13 protein-coding genes and 1 pseudogene are annotated in these 18,064 nt (G+C 42.4%); 11 read left to right on the forward strand and 3 right to left on the reverse strand.

Going from position 1 to position 18,064, the window contains the following annotated elements; translation table 11 throughout:
* Nucleotides 1-14 precede the first annotated feature (14 nt).
* Nucleotides 15-1,370, forward strand: coding sequence for an AAA family ATPase (locus H562_RS0103755; protein ID WP_027376279.1), 1,356 nt, complete (start codon nucleotides 15-17; stop codon nucleotides 1,368-1,370).
* Nucleotides 1,371-1,406: 36 nt separating this feature from the next.
* Here H562_RS0103755 and H562_RS0103760 read toward each other — a convergent pair whose 3' ends face one another.
* On the reverse strand, nucleotides 1,407-1,589 hold the full coding sequence (locus H562_RS0103760) for a DUF6496 domain-containing protein (RefSeq protein WP_027376280.1): 183 nt from the start codon (nucleotides 1,587-1,589) through the stop codon (nucleotides 1,407-1,409).
* Between the two features lie 155 nt (nucleotides 1,590-1,744).
* Here H562_RS0103760 and H562_RS0103765 point away from each other — a divergent pair, with 155 nt between their 5' ends.
* The 6 genes and pseudogenes from H562_RS0103765 to recG all read left to right on the forward strand — a co-directional run bounded on the left by H562_RS0103765 (nucleotide 1,745) and on the right by recG (nucleotide 11,945).
* Nucleotides 1,745-3,871, forward strand: a complete 2,127-nt coding sequence (locus H562_RS0103765) for a S9 family peptidase (protein ID WP_027376281.1) — start codon at nucleotides 1,745-1,747, stop codon at nucleotides 3,869-3,871.
* Nucleotides 3,872-3,966: 95 nt separating this feature from the next.
* A pseudogene (locus H562_RS14610) lies at nucleotides 3,967-5,647 on the forward strand (peptide MFS transporter).
* A gap of 130 nt (nucleotides 5,648-5,777) precedes the next feature.
* Entirely contained in the window at nucleotides 5,778-7,529 is a 1,752-nt protein-coding gene (locus H562_RS0103775; protein ID WP_034690612.1) for a peptide MFS transporter, read from the forward strand.
* Nucleotides 7,530-7,663: 134 nt separating this feature from the next.
* Nucleotides 7,664-9,175, forward strand: coding sequence for a peptide MFS transporter (locus H562_RS0103780; protein ID WP_034690614.1), 1,512 nt, complete (start codon nucleotides 7,664-7,666; stop codon nucleotides 9,173-9,175).
* Between the two features lie 36 nt (nucleotides 9,176-9,211).
* Nucleotides 9,212-9,745 carry a thioredoxin family protein gene (locus H562_RS0103785; protein WP_027376284.1) on the forward strand — a complete coding sequence of 178 codons (534 nt, stop codon included), beginning with the start codon at nucleotides 9,212-9,214 and terminating at the stop codon, nucleotides 9,743-9,745.
* 109 nt (nucleotides 9,746-9,854) lie between these two features.
* On the forward strand, nucleotides 9,855-11,945 hold the full coding sequence (gene recG / locus H562_RS0103790) for an ATP-dependent DNA helicase RecG (protein ID WP_027376285.1): 2,091 nt from the start codon (nucleotides 9,855-9,857) through the stop codon (nucleotides 11,943-11,945).
* A 4-nt stretch (nucleotides 11,946-11,949) separates the two neighbouring features.
* On the opposite strand, the gene H562_RS0103795 is transcribed toward recG, so the two are convergent.
* Nucleotides 11,950-12,633, reverse strand: coding sequence for a hypothetical protein (locus H562_RS0103795; protein ID WP_027376286.1), 684 nt, complete (start codon nucleotides 12,631-12,633; stop codon nucleotides 11,950-11,952).
* 127 nt (nucleotides 12,634-12,760) lie between these two features.
* On the opposite strand from H562_RS0103795, the gene H562_RS0103800 reads away from it, so the two are divergent.
* Both H562_RS0103800 and H562_RS0103805 read left to right on the forward strand, forming a co-directional pair.
* Complete coding sequence (locus tag H562_RS0103800; protein WP_027376287.1) at nucleotides 12,761-15,202, forward strand: DUF5686 family protein; 2,442 nt, start codon at nucleotides 12,761-12,763, stop codon at nucleotides 15,200-15,202.
* A gap of 2 nt (nucleotides 15,203-15,204) precedes the next feature.
* Nucleotides 15,205-15,441 carry a hypothetical protein gene (locus H562_RS0103805; RefSeq protein WP_027376288.1) on the forward strand — a complete coding sequence of 79 codons (237 nt, stop codon included), beginning with the start codon at nucleotides 15,205-15,207 and terminating at the stop codon, nucleotides 15,439-15,441.
* Here H562_RS0103805 and folP read toward each other — a convergent pair.
* Nucleotides 15,434-16,294, reverse strand: coding sequence for a dihydropteroate synthase (gene folP / locus H562_RS0103810; RefSeq protein ID WP_051190383.1), 861 nt, complete (start codon nucleotides 16,292-16,294; stop codon nucleotides 15,434-15,436). The two genes, H562_RS0103805 and folP, sit on opposite strands and share 8 nt — an antisense overlap.
* An 81-nt stretch (nucleotides 16,295-16,375) precedes the next feature.
* Here folP and H562_RS14615 point away from each other — a divergent pair, with 81 nt between their 5' ends.
* Nucleotides 16,376-16,942 carry a DUF1599 domain-containing protein gene (locus tag H562_RS14615; protein WP_034690617.1) on the forward strand — a complete coding sequence of 189 codons (567 nt, stop codon included), beginning with the start codon at nucleotides 16,376-16,378 and terminating at the stop codon, nucleotides 16,940-16,942.
* A 16-nt stretch (nucleotides 16,943-16,958) separates the two neighbouring features.
* The gene (locus tag H562_RS0103820; protein ID WP_034690620.1) at nucleotides 16,959-18,044 is read left to right on the forward strand and encodes a BT_3928 family protein; all 1,086 of its coding nucleotides are present in this window, start codon (nucleotides 16,959-16,961) and stop codon (nucleotides 18,042-18,044) included.
* Nucleotides 18,045-18,064 lie beyond the last annotated feature (20 nt).

The raw sequence follows: 18,064 nt of genomic DNA on the forward strand, positions 1-18,064 counted from the left end.
CCAAAGCTCATCATATGAAACTCGCCGAACTCGCAAAAGAACTTCAAATATCTACCGAAAGTTTTATAAAGTTTATTCAGGATTTCGATCTGGAACTTTCAGAATGCATCAGCACAAATTTCGAAGTGAAAACTGATTTTGTAAAATTTGCGCGGGAAAATGCAGATTTTCTGAGAAAATACGAGCAGGATCTGAAGAAAAATAAATCCGTCGAAGATATCGCGGGTGAAATTAAAAAGCCCTCGGAAGAAGTTGCAAAAATCATTAAAAAAGAAGAACCTGCCCTTTTTGATAATGGCCGCTACCGCTCATCGGTTTCCACATACAGCATCGACAATAAACTTGGCGGTAATTATCAGTTTGTTTACGACTATTTCGGTAAAAAATCCAGTCTTGCACACCGCGATTTCATTGGGTACCGAGACCTTTTCTTTTTCATTTCAAAAACGCTGGAACCCTTCATTAATGCTACACCGCTCACGGACTGGGGAATTCACAGGCCGGCAGGAATTATATTATATGGTCCGCCGGGAAGCGGTAAAATTTTCTGGGCCAATAAGATTGCGGAGATCATTAATTATCAGTTTAAGGCAGTAAAAAAATCTTACCTGGGAATTTCTTTTGTAGACGGGGTTAAAACCAGTTTTAATGATTTTCTGGTTGAGATGATGCAGGAAGAAAAAGTGCTGCTTTTTATGGATGACTTCGACGATATCATGAAACAGCGTGGTGAGAATTCCTCTGTTGCGGCATGCGACGAGGAAACAAAGGAAATTGTACTGCACTACATCGGCCGTTTCGAAGATGAAAATATGCTCATGGTTGGCTCTGCAAATTCGGTAAGGGAAATAGATAAAGAAATTCTGGCGCCCGGCAGGTTTGATGTGGTAATTCCGGTTTTCCCGCCAAACGCCCGCGAACGTGCAGAAATGATCCTGCATTTTATGAAGGACGGTCTTTCAAACGATGCACTGCTGATGAAAATTTTAAGTCGCAGCCACGCGGATCACGTTCCTTTCTGGCAGCCTGTTGCCGCAAAGATGAAGGTATTTTCGAACACCATGATCGTAGATTTTACGCAAAGTCTGAAAAAACGCCTGCGCGACAAGTATGTAAAGGACAATTCCGAAGAAATCACCATTACAGAAAAGCTTCAGGAGGCAGCTTACCGCGATGCTTCTGCAAAACTCACGGGCGAATACCTAAACCAGATGGCGCAATTCATACAGGATCTCGAAATTAATAATGGCGATGATTTTCCTACCCGGATAAAAGCATTAAAGGTAGAACTGGATCATTATAAAGTGGTTGAAGTTCCCAAAGCACCGATAGGATTTCCGCATCAGGATCAGGAAAATCAAAAAAAATAACCCGATAACTTACGGATTATTTTATATTTTTAAAAATTACTTTGATTTTTTCGGAACTTTCAAACCTTTTTCTTTAGCTTCGGAAATGCCGATTGCCACCGCCTGTTTGCGGTCAGTTACCTTTTTTCCCGATGATGATTTTAGGTCACCATCTTTGAATTCGTGCATCACTTTGCCGATTTTGTCTTCGGCTTTTTTTGAATACTTTTTTTCTGCCATGATATTTCCTGTTAAATTTAATGAAACTACAAGTGTTTTAAAATGTGTGAATTGATGAAAGGAAATAATCAACTTTTTTGCCAAAAGGGCGCGAAGTCTTAATTTAAGCAGACTTTAATAAAATTACTATCTTTGAAATCTTATCAATTTTAACAATGAAGAAAACACTTTTAGCAGTTTCAATTCTGGTATCTTTTGCCAGTTTTGCGCAGGAAATTACACTAGATAAAATATATTCCGGTTACTATCGCGGCCGGGGAATCGCCGGGATTGCCTCACTGAAAAACGGTGACAACTATGCCGTGATCGAACCGACGGGAATAGCGAAATATGCCTATAAAACCTCCGTTAAAGAAGGTAATATTGTAGACGGTAAATTTCAGTCCTACACCTTCAATGGGGATGAATCAAAGATTTTATTGCTGACGGAAAGTATACCAATTTACAGGCATTCGTTTCTGGGAAAATTTGATGTGAAAGATTTGAAATCCGGCAAGACAATCAGTTTAAACAACGGAAACTATGTTCAGGAGCCCACATTTTCGCCAGACGGAACAAAAGTGGCATTTATTGCAGACAATAATATGTTCTTCCAGGATCTGGGTTCAGGCAAAATCGTGCAGATCACCACGGATGGCAAAAAAAATTCTATCCTGAACGGACTTGCGGATTGGGTATATGAAGAGGAATTCGGCCACGCAAAGCAATATGAATGGACAAAAAATTCTGATGCGATCGTGTTTGTAAAATCCGATGAGTCAGAAGTTCCAGAAATGTATATTCCTATTTATGGCAAACAGCTCTACCCTTCGGAAATGCGTTTCAAATATCCAAAAGCGGGCGAGAAAAACTCCGTGGTTTCGGCACATCTGTACCGCCTCGCGGATAACAAAACCACCGCGCTGAATTTAGCGTCATTTAAAAACTACTACATTCCAAATGTTTATAATACCGCAAAGGCTGATGAGATCGTGCTTATAACTTCGGAACGGCTCCAGAATGCTTCCGATGTTTTAAAAGTAAACACCAAAACAGGAGAGATTCGGAAACTGTTTACAGAAACCGACGCCAAATGGGTGGATACAGATAACGTAACGCTCGAGTTTTTAGATGACGACTCTTTTATCTGGGGTTCCGAAAGAGATGGTAACCGCCACCTTTTCTGGTACGACCAAAACGGCAAATTGAAGAAACAGATTACAAAAGGAAATTGGGAAGTCACTGATTATTACGGTTATAATCCAAAAACCAAAGAAGTATTTTTGCAGACCACTGAAAAAGGAAGTACCAACAGAGTCGTTTCAAAAGTGAACATCAAAACAGGAAAATCGACTTTACTGTCCAACAGTTCCGGCACCAACAGTGCGAATTTCAGTGGAAATTATTCTTATTTTATCGAAACTTCGTCCTCTGCCACGAAACCTTATACTTATGTTTTGAAAGATGTGAACGGCAAAACTGTGAAGGAGCTGCAGAACAACACCGACCAACTCAAAAAACTGGAGGCTGATAACTGGGTTGCAAAAGAGTACTTCACCATTCCCAACGACGCAGGAGATCAGATGAATGCGTGGATCATGAAACCGAAGAATTTTGACCCGAACAAGAAATATCCCCTCTTTATGTACCAATATTCCGGGCCGGGTTCGCAGCAGGTAACCAATTCCTGGGATGCGGGCAACGGATTATGGTTCAATCACCTGGTACAGCAGGGTTATATTGTAGCCTGTGTTGATGGGCGCGGAACCGGATATAAAGGAACGGACTTTAAGAAAGTTACCTATTTAAATTTAGGCAAATACGAAATTGAAGATCAGATCGCCGCTGCAAAATGGTTTGGTAATCAAACATATATCGATAAATCGCGAATCGGAATTTTCGGCTGGAGTTTCGGCGGATATATGGCTAGTCTGGCACTTACAAAGGGCGCAGATGTCTTCAAAACCGGAATAGCTGTAGCTCCTGTAACCAACTGGCGGTACTACGATTCCATTTACACCGAACGTTTCCTGCGCACTCCCCAGGAAAACCCCAAAGGTTACGATGAAAATTCGCCCACGAGTTATGCCCAGTTATTGAAAGGAAAGTTTTTGCTGATCCACGGTACAGCCGACGATAACGTGCATTTTCAAAACTCCATGGAATTTTCGGAAGCGCTGATTCAGAATAAGAAACAGTTCGAATTTATGGCATATCCCGACAAAAACCACGGGATCTCCGGCGGCAATACACGGGCACAGCTATATAGAAAGATGACGGATTTCCTTTTACAAAATCTTTAGAATAAAAACATTTTAGCGAAAGCCCTTGAACATGATTTAAGGGCTTATTTTTTTAGAATAATTTGCTCTATATTTACCCCAATTAACTTATACTTATGAAAGAGAAAACGGCCGGCAAGCACCCGAAAGGTTTACCCTATCTGTTTTTCACAGAGATGTGGGAACGCTTCGGTTACTATTTGATTCTGGGGATTTTTGTCTTGTACATGATCGACAGCGAGAAAGGTGGCCTTGCCTTCAATGACAAAAATGCCGATGATATTTTCGGAACTTTTATCGCACTTACCTATCTGACGCCATTTCTGGGCGGTTTTTTAGCCGACAAGATCCTGGGCTATGTAAAAGCGATTTATATCGGTGGAGCACTGATGGGACTTGGCTATTTAGGCATTGGTCTCTTCCGCGAACTACCGATGTTTTACGCTTCTCTAGGCTTGATCATTGTGGGCAACGGATTCTTTAAGCCCAGTATCTCCACGCTTTTGGGCAACCTGTACAACGAAGAACCTTACAAAGCCAACAAAGATGCAGGCTACAATATTTTCTACATGGGCATCAATATCGGGGCTTTCATCTGTAATATTATCGCGGCGTTTATGCGGAATAAGTATGGTTGGGGTCCGGCTTTCATGACTGCCGGCGCAGGAATGTTCATTGGTCTTTTTGTTTTCACCTTAGGGCGGAAACATATTTTAGAAGCGAACATTTTAAAACCTTCACAGGAAGGTGACACCAGAATTTCTGATATTTTACTTAAAGTTTTCTTACCTGCCATCATCGCCGGTGTAATCGGCTGGATGATTCCGGGTAACATTTTCGGGACCGACAGTACAGATGCCTTTATTTTCGCCTGTCTGCCTGTAATCTATTTTTATGTAATGCTTTATGTAAAGGCCAACGCACAGGACAAAAGACCGATCGGCGCACTTCTGGCCATTTTCGCTGTAAGCATCATGTTCTGGGCCGTATTTAAGCAGAACGGAACAGCCTTAACGCGCTGGGCAAAAAATTATACAGACAGGTCTATACCTGCGCCGCTTATCGAACCTATGCGCGCCATTAATCTGATCGATGGCAAAGATGGTGTGCAGGGAAAAACTTATGATATGAAAGAAGTATCTGTTTACGACGATCAGTACCGAGCCGAAAAAGATGCAGACGGTGAACCACTGAAGGAACAGGGATACGACATCTATTTCCGGAATATTTCTGACAAGGAACGTGCTCACTTCGAGAAAAATCCACAACATGAGGTGGCTCTTTACAATACAGAACTTTTTCAGTCGATCAATCCAGGCTGGGTAATTCTGCTTACGCCTGTGGTGGTGGGCTTTTTTATGTTTCTGCGGCGACGCGGAAAAGAGCCGTCAACTCCATCAAAAATTGTTCTGGGACTTTTTATTTCCGCCTTGTCCTGTCTGGTGATGGTGGGCGCGGTATATGCGGGCAACAACGGCTTGATCAAGGTTTCGGGAATGTGGCTCATCGCTTCATACGGAGTTATCACCTTAGGTGAACTTTGTCTTTCGCCGATGGGTCTCTCGCTGGTATCGAAACTTTCACCCCCACGCATCACCGCGCTGATGATGGGCGGATTTTTCCTCCACCTCCATTGGCAATAAACTTTCGGGCGTACTTGCAAGTTTCTGGTATGAATATGATAACAAAGCCAATTTCTTCATTGTGAATTTCGGTCTTCTTCTTTTAGCTACTTTACTGGGGCTTTCCATCCTGAAAAGACTGAATGCTGTAATGAAAGAAAAGGGTGTAAACTAGGATTTTCGCTCATTAAAACTAAAACCGCGGCATATTTCTGCGGTTTTTTTTGTTAATATGGTCAAATGTCTTCGCAAAAATTCAAAAAAAACTATATTTGCTAATCTTAACAAATAATTAATACTAAAAGATGGACGACACTGAAGCATTAAATGCGCCGGACCTTGTAGTGGAAGGTAAGACAAAAGGAAAACACCCGAAAGGCCTGTGGGTACTGTTTGGTACAGAAATGTGGGAACGCTTTAACTTTTACGGAATGCGCGCCCTGCTAACCCTTTTCATGGTAAACTCGCTCCTTATGAAGGAAGGCGAAGTAACCATCATTTATGGTGGCTTTCTGGCCTTATGCTACCTGACACCTATGCTGGGCGGTTTTATCGCTGACCGGTTTCTGGGAAACAGATACTGCATTATTGTTGGTGGCTCGTTAATGGCAATCGGGCAGTTCCTGATGTTTATGAGCGCCTCTACCTTCGACAGCAATTTAGGCTCTGCACAGATGCTTATGTGGGTGGCACTGGGCGTAATTATCTTTGGTAATGGTTTCTTTAAACCAAATATATCATCCATGGTGGGCAGCCTTTACCCAAAACAGGAGAAATCCAAACTGGACTCAGCTTTTACCATTTTCTATATGGGGATCAACCTCGGAGCATTTTTAGGTCAGTTCATCTGTCCTTTCTTAGGCGATGTAAAAGATGCAGGTGGATTCCGGGATGTACATGCATTTAAGTGGGGCTTTTTAGCAGCTTCCATCGCAATGGTTATCGGTACGCTCACTTTCGTACTGCTTAAAAACCGATATGTGGTAACGCCGGAAGGCAGACCAATCGGAGGTTTACCAAGCCAGAATACCGCTGCCGACTTTGAGGAAGGAGAATCGCAGACCGCAAACTTTACAGGAAAATCAATCGGTATCGCTGTGGCAATTTTTGTGCTGACATTCTTTGGGTTTCAGTATCTTTTTGTAGACAGAGTTGGGTTCGGATCGGTAGGTATGGGCGATTTTGTAAAAGGTGTTATTTACCCGTTCATTTATTCCATGGGACTTGCACTGGCCTTTTTGATCATGTCGGCCACCGAAAGCAAAGTAGAAAGGGACCGGATCTGGGTTATTTATATTGTATCGTTCTTCATCATTTTCTTCTGGGCGGCTTTCGAACAGGCAGGCTCATCACTTACTTTTATCGCAGACAACCAGACGGACAGACATATCTTTGGCTGGAACATGCCGCCATCGATGGTGCAGATCTTCAACGGTTTATTTATCGTGGTGCTGGCAGTTCCCTTCAGTATGCTCTGGGATAAGTTACGCGCCAACAACAGTGAACCTGTTTCACCTCTAAAGCAGGCAATGGGTCTTGGTTTGATCGCGTTAAGTTATCTGATCATTGCATATAATGTTAAAGATTTAGGAAATTCCGGTCTGTTGGCAGTTAAATGGCTGATCCTTTTGTATTTAATTCAAACAATGGGGGAACTTTGCCTGTCACCAATCGGCTTATCGTTGGTTGGTAAACTTGCACCAAAAAGATTTGCCTCCCTGTTATTTGGTGTATTCTTTATTGCTAATGCTGCCGGTTATGCACTTTCCGGGACTTTAGGATCTATATTACCGGCAACCGGAGATAAATTTCAGAAAGCCACTGAACTGGGCATCAATCTACAGGATGTGTTGGATAAGAAAGTAACGCCGAATGCCGAGCAATTAGCGGCGCTTAATAAGGAGCAGATTCCAGTTGCGTATAACAGTTTTGTAGGTTTTGAAATTCACAATCTTTTCGAATTTTTCATGGTATTTGTAATACTTTGTGGGATCGCAGGAGCAATTCTCGCAATGATATCACCTATTCTGAAAAAGATGATGCATGGCGTAAACTAGTATCAAACTTTTAAATTCTGATAAAGACCACCGAATATCCGGTGGTTTTTTCTATTTTCGTATGATCGGATTTCTTAATACTACAAAATCTGAACGCTTATTATAAAAGTTGAATCTCCATTTTACCAATCAATATGAATCTTACCCTCGAACAAATTCAGGATTTCAAAGGAAAATATCCTAAACAAATATGGTCACTTTTCTTTTCGGAAATGTGGGAGCGCTTCTGCTTCTACGGAATGCGTGGGATGCTCGTATTCTTCATGATATCGCAACTGAACCTGGATGAGAAAGATGCCAACCTTCAGTATGGTGCCACGCAGGCCTTTGTATATGCTTTTACTTTTGTCGGCGGCATATTTGCAGATAAGATTCTCGGTTTTAGAAAATCACTGTTCTGGGGCGGTTTTCTGATGATACTTGGCAGTTTGATACTCGCGGCAGATCCACACCGGTTTTTCTTCCTCGGGATTTCATTTACAGTGGTCGGAACGGGTTTCTTTAAACCAAACATTTCAACCATGGTCGGTAAACTGTATAAAAACGGAGATAACCGTACTGATGCGGGATTTTCGCTGTTTTATGCGGGAATTAACCTCGGTGCTTTACTGGGTGGTTATTTATGTATTGCCATCGGTAAAGGCGAACTCCTCTCCCATCTGATTCCCGAAGCATTGCGCTGGAACGTAGCTTTTGGCCTGGCTGCTGTAGTAATGGTCATCAGTTTAGTAAACTTTATTTTCACACAAAGAAAACTCGGACCTATTGGCCTACCTCCCTTGAAAACTCTTGCAAACGGCGAACTGGTTTCCCTGGAAAAATGGAAGGAATATGGCGTATATGCACTTTCACTGGTTTTCATTCCGCTAATTATGATCATGGTGGCGAAAACACAGTACACCGATTATTTTATGTACACCGTCGGACCGCTGACATTACTTTATCTGTTTTATGAAATGTCGAAAGTCTCAAAAAGCGAAAGAAGTAAACTTTGGGCCGCGCTTATTTTTATCATCTTCTCCATCGTTTTCTGGGGAATTTATGAGCAAAGCGGCGGCTCACTGAGTATCTTTGCTGCACATAACCTGAACCAGGATTTACTCGGCCTGGATCCTAATGGAGTCAATAATTCCGGCGGTGCATTCTTCATTCTTTTGGTGGCGGTACCGATAGGACTACTCTGGATCTGGCTCAGCAAAAAAAAGCTCGAACCAAATACGATCATTAAATTTGGTCTTGGATTTCTTTTTTTAGGTCTCGGTTTTTACGCGATCTACGCGACAAAATTCTTTTCAAATGCAGCCGGAGTAACTTCGTTGAGTCTTTTTACGATTGCCCTCTTTATCATCACCTTGGGTGAAATGTGTCTGTCGCCCATCGGACTTTCGATCATGACGAAACTTTCAACCCAGAAACTCCAGGGAATGATGATGGGACTTTGGTTTTTGGCTTCAGCTTACGGCCAGTATGTCGCAGGATTGATCGGAGCAAATATGGCAACAGCCCGCGAAGGCTCATCAAATATGGAAAAACTGCAGGCTTACACTTCCGGTTACAAAGATCTGGGCTTATACGCAGTTATTGCCGGTGTAATTTTAATAGTCATTTCACCACTGGTGAAAAAACTGATGCAGGAAGTTCGTTAATTTTAACTAAAGTCCTATTTAAACATCAATAACGGTATGAAAAACTTGTTTCTCCTTCTTCTGTTTTCCTTAAGCGCGACTTCTTTTGCGCAGGTCAGATGGATGACTTTGGAAGAAGCTGTGCAGGCACAAAAGATCACGCCGAAAAAGATCATTATCGATTTTTATGCAGATTGGTGCGCGCCCTGTAAAACCATGGATAAATACACTTTTAACCATCCTGTGATCGCAAAATATTTGAATGAAGATTACTACCCTGTAAAATTTAACGCGGAAGGCGGTGAAGCGGTTACACTCTTTGGCCAAACCTTTTCTAATCCGGGTTATAAAAGCGGCAAACTTAGAAATCCGATGCATGGTTTCACGAGATATATGAATGTAAACGCGGTGCCGACCATTGTTTTCCTTGATGAAAAGGCAATGCCGATCACACTGCTTCAGGGCGCACTTACAGCGAAAGAGCTGGAGCCTTATATTCCCTTCATTACCAACGGTGACTACAAAAAGCTAGACACGCGCGATAAATGGGAAAACTATCAGAAAAAGTTTAAAAGCAGTATAAAGAACTGACTTTTCAGCGGACTTTAGCAATAAGGACTTTCACCACGTTTTTGGAAGTCTTTTTTATTTTCCCGAAATTCGCTCACCTATCATCCCGTTCAGATAACAACTTTAACAATTGACCTTAGAAACTTCCATAGAATTTATAAAAGGAATCGGCCCGGAACGTGCAAAATTCATTAAAAGCGTACTCGGATTGCAAACCGTGGCAGATCTCCTCACCTTCTATCCGTTGCGGTATATGGATAAAAGCAAAATTCATAAAATTGGCGAACTCACTGAGGAACTGACTGCGGAAATCCAGCTGAAAGGAAAAATCACCGATATTCAGGAAATAGGTTACGGTAAAGGGCAGAAAAGGCTTAGTGCAAAGTTTCGCGACGATACAGGCAGTCTGGAGCTTGTTTGGTTCCGCTACTCGAAATGGATGAAGGAACAGCTGCCGCCGAATCAGGAACTTTTTATTTTCGGTAAGATCAATGTTTTCAATGGAATCTTCTCCATGCCGCACCCCGAGATTGAGGCAGATGAAAAAAAAGCCCTTTCCGGTTCACTTCTTCCCATCTATCCGGGCAGTGAAAAACTGGCAAAAAGAGGAGTAAACAACAAATTTTTCCAGAGCGTTTTAGGTGATATCGTAAAAAACCTGCCTGTTTTAATTAATGAAAATCTGCCGCAGGAACTGATAAAGAAATACCGCCTCATCAGCAGGATCCACGCGTTTTATCACATCCATTTTCCGAAAGATCTGGATCATTATGAACACGCCAATCAAAGGCTTAAATTCGAGGAAGCATTTTTCTTCCAACTGGGTTACGCTTTTAAAAAACAACATCACAAATCTTCTGTTTTGGGAAATCCATTTCCGAAAATCGGCAGAAACTTTAAAAATTTCTATGAAGAAGTTCTTCCTTTTGAACTTACCAACGCGCAGAAAAAAGTACTGAAGGAAATCCGCACCGACCTGAAAAAACCCATACAGATGAACCGGCTGCTGCAGGGCGATGTAGGTTCAGGAAAAACAATGGTAGCGCTCCTCTCCATGCTGATCGCACTGGATAATGGCTTCCAGAGCTGTATGATGGCACCTACCGAAATTCTGGCGCAACAGCACTTTAACTCACTTACGGAATTGCTTGACACTTCTTCGGTCAAAGTCCGGCTGCTCACAGGTTCTACAAAAACTGCTGAGCGGAAGATTATTCATGAGGAGCTGCTGAGCGGGGAACTTTCAATTCTCGTCGGCACACATGCCGTGCTGGAAGATATTGTGAAATTTAAAAACCTCGGACTTGCGATTATCGATGAGCAGCACCGCTTCGGCGTGGCGCAGCGCGCGAGATTATGGGCAAAAAATAAAATACCGCCACACATCTTGGTGATGACGGCCACACCAATTCCGCGCACGCTTGCCATGAGTTTCTACAGCGATCTGGATGTCTCGGTGATCGATGAACTGCCGCTTGGCAGAAAACCCATTATTACGGCACACCGCCGTGAAAAAGACCGGCTCACGGTTTTCCGGTTTGCAAAGGATGAGATTGAAAAGGGCCGCCAGATCTACTTCGTGTATCCGCTGATCGAAGAATCAGAAACACTGGATTATAAAAATCTGCTCGAAAATTTTGATCATATTGTAGAATTCTTTGAAGGAAAAAATGTGACCATGCTTCACGGCCGTATGAAACCCGCCGAGAAAGATGCCGCAATGCAGCACTTTGCATCCGGTAAGTCCGAGATTATGGTGGCAACCACCGTAATTGAGGTCGGTGTAAACGTGCCGAATGCATCGGTCATGATCATCGAAAGTGCCGAGCGTTTCGGCCTTTCGCAGCTTCATCAGCTTCGCGGGCGTGTCGGTCGCGGCGCAGAACAGAGTTTCTGTATTTTAATGACTTCGGATAAACTCTCAAAAGAAAGCCGAACCCGCATAAAGACCATGACAGAAACCAATGACGGTTTCAAGATTTCTGAAGTCGATATGCAGCTTCGCGGTCCCGGCGATATTTTGGGTACGCAGCAAAGTGGTGTGGTCGATTTTAAAAAACTCAGTCTTCTTACGGATGGGAAAATCATTAAAGCAGCAAAAACTGCTGCCGACATTCTACTTAAAGATGATCCGCATTTGCAGAAACCCGAAAATGCGGGTCTGAAAAACTATTACGTAAAACAATACCACGGCAAAAACAAGTGGGGACAAATTTCGTGATTTCTTAAGGCCTCATGGGTGGCGGTGGCGAACTGAAAGTTTCCCCTTTTTCAACCTGCACCAGTCCGTTGAGAAGCTCCTGGATCTGTGCGGCATTCTTATCGAAATTCTTTTTTGGCGAAAATCCTGCTACGCCGCAATAGCCTTCACTGTCGATATAATACTGCGCGGCATATTCGAAATCGATTCCTTTGGCGTTCGCGCTGTATCTTAAATAAAGGACTTTCAGGCCGTTAACGTTCCGGTATTCCGATTTGATGAGCCGAAAATAATCAGCGTTTTTCTGAATATTAGCGATCACAATGTCTTTCAGATTTTTCAGACTGCCGATCTGCACTTTTTCGGTGAGGAAAAACCCTGCAAAAAGGGTTTCCTGATCAGCGCTGTTAAACATATATTCTACAAACGGACTTTCGGCTTTTGTTGAGGGCTTCCACACTTTTGGATTGATGTAGATGCCCACATTTATCCGTTTACTTTTCAGCAGGAAAGTTGATGTTTTGCTTTTTTCAAAGGCCGCGGAGTTTGTCTCAATAGTTTCGAGAAGTGCCGCATCACTTTCGTTCACAAATTTCCATGTTCCGTTTTCGAGCAGAACTACATCTTTACCATCTTCGGTAAGGGCTTTTACTTGAGAGAAAACAGAAATATTCGCGAGAAATAATGAGAGAATAACGATTTTTTTCATATTCCCAAAAGTAGAAATTTAAGTTTGATTTCCATTAAAAACAACAGCGCTAAAACGGCTTTTCACAAAGAAATAATCACATGTCTTTAAACGTGTATTTTTATTTATTTTAAATACATTTGTCTTCATGAGAAACACACTGATTTTTTTTCTTATCCTTTTGTCATTCAGCGTTTTCGGCCAGTCAAAACTCACGGTCATGAGTGGCGCAAACAGAACTCCGGTGGCGAATGCAAAAGTTTCCTGTAATAGTAAACTTCTGGGCCAGACCAATTCCGCCGGCGAACTCGAATTCAGAACGCGTTGCAAAATGGTCGATGTTGAAGCAAAAGGCTTTTATAAAGATGATGTTGTTGTGGATAAAGTGATGGAAATTGTACTCGCTAAAACCGATCCAAAGATGCAGTCGATCGAAGGTGTGGTGATCAGCGACAAAAGCGATCCGCGGGCACTTGCAATTCTGCAGAAAGTGAATGACAATTATAAGAACAACTCACCGCAAAGCCTTGATTCATACGCTTTTAAATCTTACGAAAAAATTTCACTCGACATCGATGAAGACAGTATTCAAAACTACAACCGCTATCTGACCAGAAGACTGGATTCTTTAAAAACACTGCCCACGCCGGATCAGTCCAGAGAAGAAAAAAAAGATTCTATAGAAAGTGTAAACGTCATGAAGCTCATGGGCGACAGCAAACTATTCCTGTGGGAAAGAGCTTCTAAATATATTTATTCCCAAAAATACGGTGAAAAGATCACGATCCTGGACAACAGAGTAGCGGGCCTGAAGGAACCAATATATGAAATGATGTCGCTGCGATCCAACAGAAACCGCATGCCCAGGGAGATCCGCGAAGAAAACCGCTCGCTTTACCGCTTTTTCCTCACGGATACGATCGATATTGATGGACGGCAGAATTACGTCATCCGTTTTCGCCAGGCAGATTACAAGAATAACGCGCAACGCCGGAAATTCAACGGTTATCTGTACGTGGACACATTAACTTACGGACTGAAAAAAATTGAAAGTAACAGCAAGGTTCGCAGCGACGGCATGATAACAAGCATCTGGACACCCATCGATAATAAATGGTTTCTGAGCCGCGAAAACTTTAAGTTTAAAATGGGATCCATCGTTTTCGACACCAAAAAAAGTGGCCAAAAAGATGAAGAACAGGACAAAAAGGAAAAGAAAAAGAAATTTGGCAATTACGTTTTTGTGACCGGTGATTATTTTGATTTTGAAACACCAATTCAAGTACGGAAAAAGGATTTTAAAGGTTATACAATCGATGTAAAAAACGCCGATGGAAGTACGCTTGAGAAATTCCGCACCGATTCGCTTACTGCACGCGAAAAACTCAGTTATGAAAAAATTGACAGCGTGGGCAGAAAATATAAGCTCGATCAGAAACTGAATGCGTTCACCGGTCTCATCCGTGGCAACATCCGTGTAGGAAAAGTGGATTTCAACGCGCTGGAAGTCATTAAATATAACAAGTACGAAGGAATTCGCCTGGGACTTGCGGCTAAACTGAACGAGCGCTTTAATCCCTATTTTTCGCCGGATGCCTATTTTGCTTATGGTTTCAAGGACAATACCTGGAAATACGGGGCAGGTTTCGATGTGAAAACCACGCTTGAGAAAACGTCGTTCTTCCGTGCAGCGTATTACAATGACGTAGAGGCGGCGGGAAGATTCAATGAAAATCTCTGGAATTTTAAAATGAGCATTATGAATTCCGGTGTCGATCTGCACAACGACAGATTTTATCATTTCGAAGGTTTTAAACTGGCTTATCAGAATGATCTGAGCAATGCTCTGACCGCTGATATTTCTGCAAGACGCGACAGGGAGCAGGCAAGGTTCGTGTATAATTACCGCAATCTGGGAAATGATTTCCGAAATTTTGCCGCAAAGATTACGCTGAAATATTCGCCGCGTTCTAAAAACATTATGACACCTTCGGGTAAATTTACCTACGATCAGAATTTCCCTGAATTTTATTTCAATTATGAGCAAGGCTTGAAAACACTGGGAGGCGATTACAGCTACGGCCGTTTTGATGCACTGGCGCAGCATTCCTTCAAGACAAAGATCGGTGTTACAGGCATCCGCGTGTACGCTGGTTTACTCACAGGCAGCGCGCCAATCTGGCATAATTTCGCCATGAATGGCCTGGGCAGCGGCGGCGACGGTTTAAACTATAACCTTACCTCATTTCTCGGATTTGCCACGATGGAAGGCGGCAAATACTACAATGATAAATTTGTCGGCTATTATTTTACGCACCGGATCCCCTATTATTTTAAAACTTTCGGCAAACAGACTTCCAGTTTCGATGTGGTTTACCGCGGTCTGACAGGAAATATGAAAAACCCCCAATATCACGCATTTGATTTTGAAAAACTGAATCATTTTTACCAGGAAATCGGTTTAGAGAGCAATCATTTTTTGGGCTCGCCCTTCAATCTGGGCTTTTTCTACAGAGTCGGCTACTATGCGACACCGGCGTTTAAAGAGAATTTCGCCATTCAGCTTAAACTTAATTTTTTAGGATTCTAAATATGGAAACGATACAGATTCAGGCAGCAGAGTTTTTTGAATTTTTAAAGGCTAAAGACACTTCGATGTGGGAAATCTTCGCACAGATGATCGACGGGACAGAGAAAAAAATCGTTTTCTTGGAAGCAGAAAACAGAATTCTGTTTACTTATACTTTACCTGAAAATGAAGAAAAACTAAATGAGGACCGCCAGGAGTTCGCGAAAGAATACGCAGAAAAACTGTCGGGATTTAATTAGAATTTAGAAACTGGTCCACGGTTAATTTGGTTGCTGCCACATCGTGCACACGCAGAATCTTTGCTCCTTTCTGCAGCACCTTCAAATGCAGTTTCTGGGTTTCTGCGTTAATGTCGGCCGGCAGTTTGCCAAGAGGTTTATAGATGAAGGATTTTCTGGAAATTCCTATCAGTAAAGGATTTTTGGCAAAACCGAAATATTCTGCTTCTTCCAGCATCTGGTGTTGCTGCGCTACGGTTTTACCAAAGCCAAATCCCGGATCCAAAATAATGTCTGTGACCCCGAAGTTCTGGAGTTCGCGGACTTTTTCAGAGAAATAAAAATTAATTCTCAGCAGAATATCATCTTTAATCAAAATTTTGTGCATACGGTCGTAAGAACCATTATTGTGCATCAGGATATAAGGAAGTCCGGTTTTACCGGCTGTCTCGAACATTTGCGCATCGAATGAGCCGCCGGAAATATCGTTGATCATATCAATGCCTTCATTAAAACCGAACCGAACCACTTCAGAAAAAAAAGTGTCCAGTGAAATCAGTGCCTGCGGAAATCTCTTTTTTATTTTAGAAATGACATTTCCCAGCCGTTTTATTTCGGTTTCTGCTGACAGAAATTCTGCGGTTGGCCGTGTAGACTGCGCCCCGATATCAATGATTGCTGCACCTTCATCAAGCATTTTCTCTACCTGCTGTAAAGCGGCTTTTTCTTCGAGGAAACTTCCGCCGTCGGAGAAAGAATCCGGTGTTAAATTAAGGATGCCCATAATTTTTGGCAGCGATAAATCCAGTAGTTTACCCCGGCAGTTCACAGCGTGGAAAGTGTGGTCATGAAAGTTAATTGGGTCGCATTCCATTTAGCAAAAATACATTTTCCCACGGTTCCCAACTTCAGTTTATGAACCAAAATTGCTATCTTTGAAAAGTTTAGAAAATTTATGCAGAAAACAGCAAAACAGTTCGATCTGGTCATCAAAGAGTGCCGTAATTTGTTCCAACGAAAACTTATGGATTATGGTGCTTCCTTCCGTGTGCTGCGCACGACCTCGCTCACCGACCAGATTCTCATTAAAGTAAGGAGTTTGCGAAACTTCCAGATCACATCGGTTTCTAAAGTCGGCGAATCTGAAGAAGAAAATTTTATGGCGATCGTAAATTACTCGGTCATCGGTCTGATTCAGCTACACAAGGGTTTTGCCGAAGACATTAAAGAAAATCCCGCGGAAATGCTGGACCTTTACGATAAGTTTACTGCAGAAGCAAAAGAACTTATGCTCCGCAAAAATCACGATTACGGCGAAGCCTGGCGCGATATGCGAACCTCCTCTATCACCGATCTTATTTACCAGAAAGTTTTGCGTACAAAACAGATCGAGGACAATCTGGGTGAAACTTTAGTGTCCGAAGGAATCGACGCGAACTATTTTGATATGCTGAATTACGCCGTATTCTGCCTGATAAAACATGCCGAAACCAAAGAGGATTTTACACCAGGCTTAATATAAACGCAAATACACATTGATGAAAACACTTTTACGAATTCTCCTGGCACTGATTTTTATTGCTTCCGGCTTTGTGAAAGCGGTGGATGTGGTGGGCTTCTCCTTTAAACTTGAGGAATATTTTTCGCCGTCGGTTTTTAACATGCCTTTTTTTGAGAAACAGGCTTTGCTTCTCGCGGTGGTCGTGGTGGTTTTCGAATTGCTTTTAGGGCTGATGCTTTTGCTGAGAATCCGCTTAAAAATTACGCTCGCGGCGCTGATCGCTTTGTGCGTATTTTTCGCTTTCCTTACTTTTTATTCCGCTTATTTTGATAAAGTAACAGATTGCGGCTGCTTTGGAGATGCCGTAAAATTTACGCCCTGGCAAAGTTTCTTTAAAGACATTGCGCTGCTTCTAGGGTTGGTTGCGACGTGGTTTTTGTACAGACATCACTTTAATCTGCTGGAAAAAGAAAGACCATCGAAATATCTGGTATTTACGGTTTTTGTGCTGATCTTTGGTATGGTGATTACGTATGGCATCCTGCACGAACCGCTGATCGATTTCCGTGATTACAGCATTGGAACTGATTTGAAGGCTGAAAAGGCGAATATCGAAAAAAACCCGTCGGAGTACAAAACTTTTTATTCATTGAAGAATTCGAAAAGCGGCGAAATATTGGTGGTAAACCAGGATGAATATGTGAACGACAAAAAATATTGGGAAGAAGGCTCGCCGTGGACTATTGAAGAAGGGAAATCAACCTCCAAAATTGTAAAACAGGGTTACGAGTCTGAAATCTCGAAATTTAAACCTGAAACGGTAGAAGGTATCGACCTTACACCTGAAATTCTGGCGGCGCCCAAGGCATTGCTGCTGTTTTCTTACCATCCCGAATCAGCAGACAGGGAAATTATTTCCCACGCAGAACAAAAGATAAGTCAGCAGAAAGACGCGCTGAGCTACGGCATTTCAACAAATCCAAGTACCTTTAAAATCCTTGCGAATGCAGTGATGGACGGCACGGCTATAAAAACCATCGCGAGAAGTAATCCTTTTGTTTTAACTTTGGAGCACGGCATAATCACCGATAAGCGTTCCGCAAAAGACTATCTTAAAGAGTAAAATTCACGAAGGAACACATT

Source organism: Kaistella palustris DSM 21579 (assembly GCF_000422265.1).
GTDB lineage: Bacteria > Bacteroidota > Bacteroidia > Flavobacteriales > Weeksellaceae > Kaistella > Kaistella palustris.

Coding starts and splice junctions, on each gene's coding strand:
- H562_RS0103800 (WP_027376287.1), top strand. CDS start 12,761: ATGAGAAACACACTGATTTTTTTTCTTATCCTTTTGTCATTCAGCGTT.
- H562_RS0103795 (WP_027376286.1), bottom strand. CDS start 12,633: ATGAAAAAAATCGTTATTCTCTCATTATTTCTCGCGAATATTTCTGTT.
- H562_RS14615 (WP_034690617.1), top strand. CDS start 16,376: ATGCAGAAAACAGCAAAACAGTTCGATCTGGTCATCAAAGAGTGCCGT.
- H562_RS0103775 (WP_034690612.1), top strand. CDS start 5,778: ATGGACGACACTGAAGCATTAAATGCGCCGGACCTTGTAGTGGAAGGT.
- H562_RS0103805 (WP_027376288.1), top strand. CDS start 15,205: ATGGAAACGATACAGATTCAGGCAGCAGAGTTTTTTGAATTTTTAAAG.
- H562_RS0103785 (WP_027376284.1), top strand. CDS start 9,212: ATGAAAAACTTGTTTCTCCTTCTTCTGTTTTCCTTAAGCGCGACTTCT.
- folP (WP_051190383.1), bottom strand. CDS start 16,294: ATGGAATGCGACCCAATTAACTTTCATGACCACACTTTCCACGCTGTG.
- H562_RS0103765 (WP_027376281.1), top strand. CDS start 1,745: ATGAAGAAAACACTTTTAGCAGTTTCAATTCTGGTATCTTTTGCCAGT.
- H562_RS0103760 (WP_027376280.1), bottom strand. CDS start 1,589: ATGGCAGAAAAAAAGTATTCAAAAAAAGCCGAAGACAAAATCGGCAAA.
- H562_RS0103820 (WP_034690620.1), top strand. CDS start 16,959: ATGAAAACACTTTTACGAATTCTCCTGGCACTGATTTTTATTGCTTCC.
- H562_RS0103755 (WP_027376279.1), top strand. CDS start 15: ATGAAACTCGCCGAACTCGCAAAAGAACTTCAAATATCTACCGAAAGT.
- H562_RS0103780 (WP_034690614.1), top strand. CDS start 7,664: ATGAATCTTACCCTCGAACAAATTCAGGATTTCAAAGGAAAATATCCT.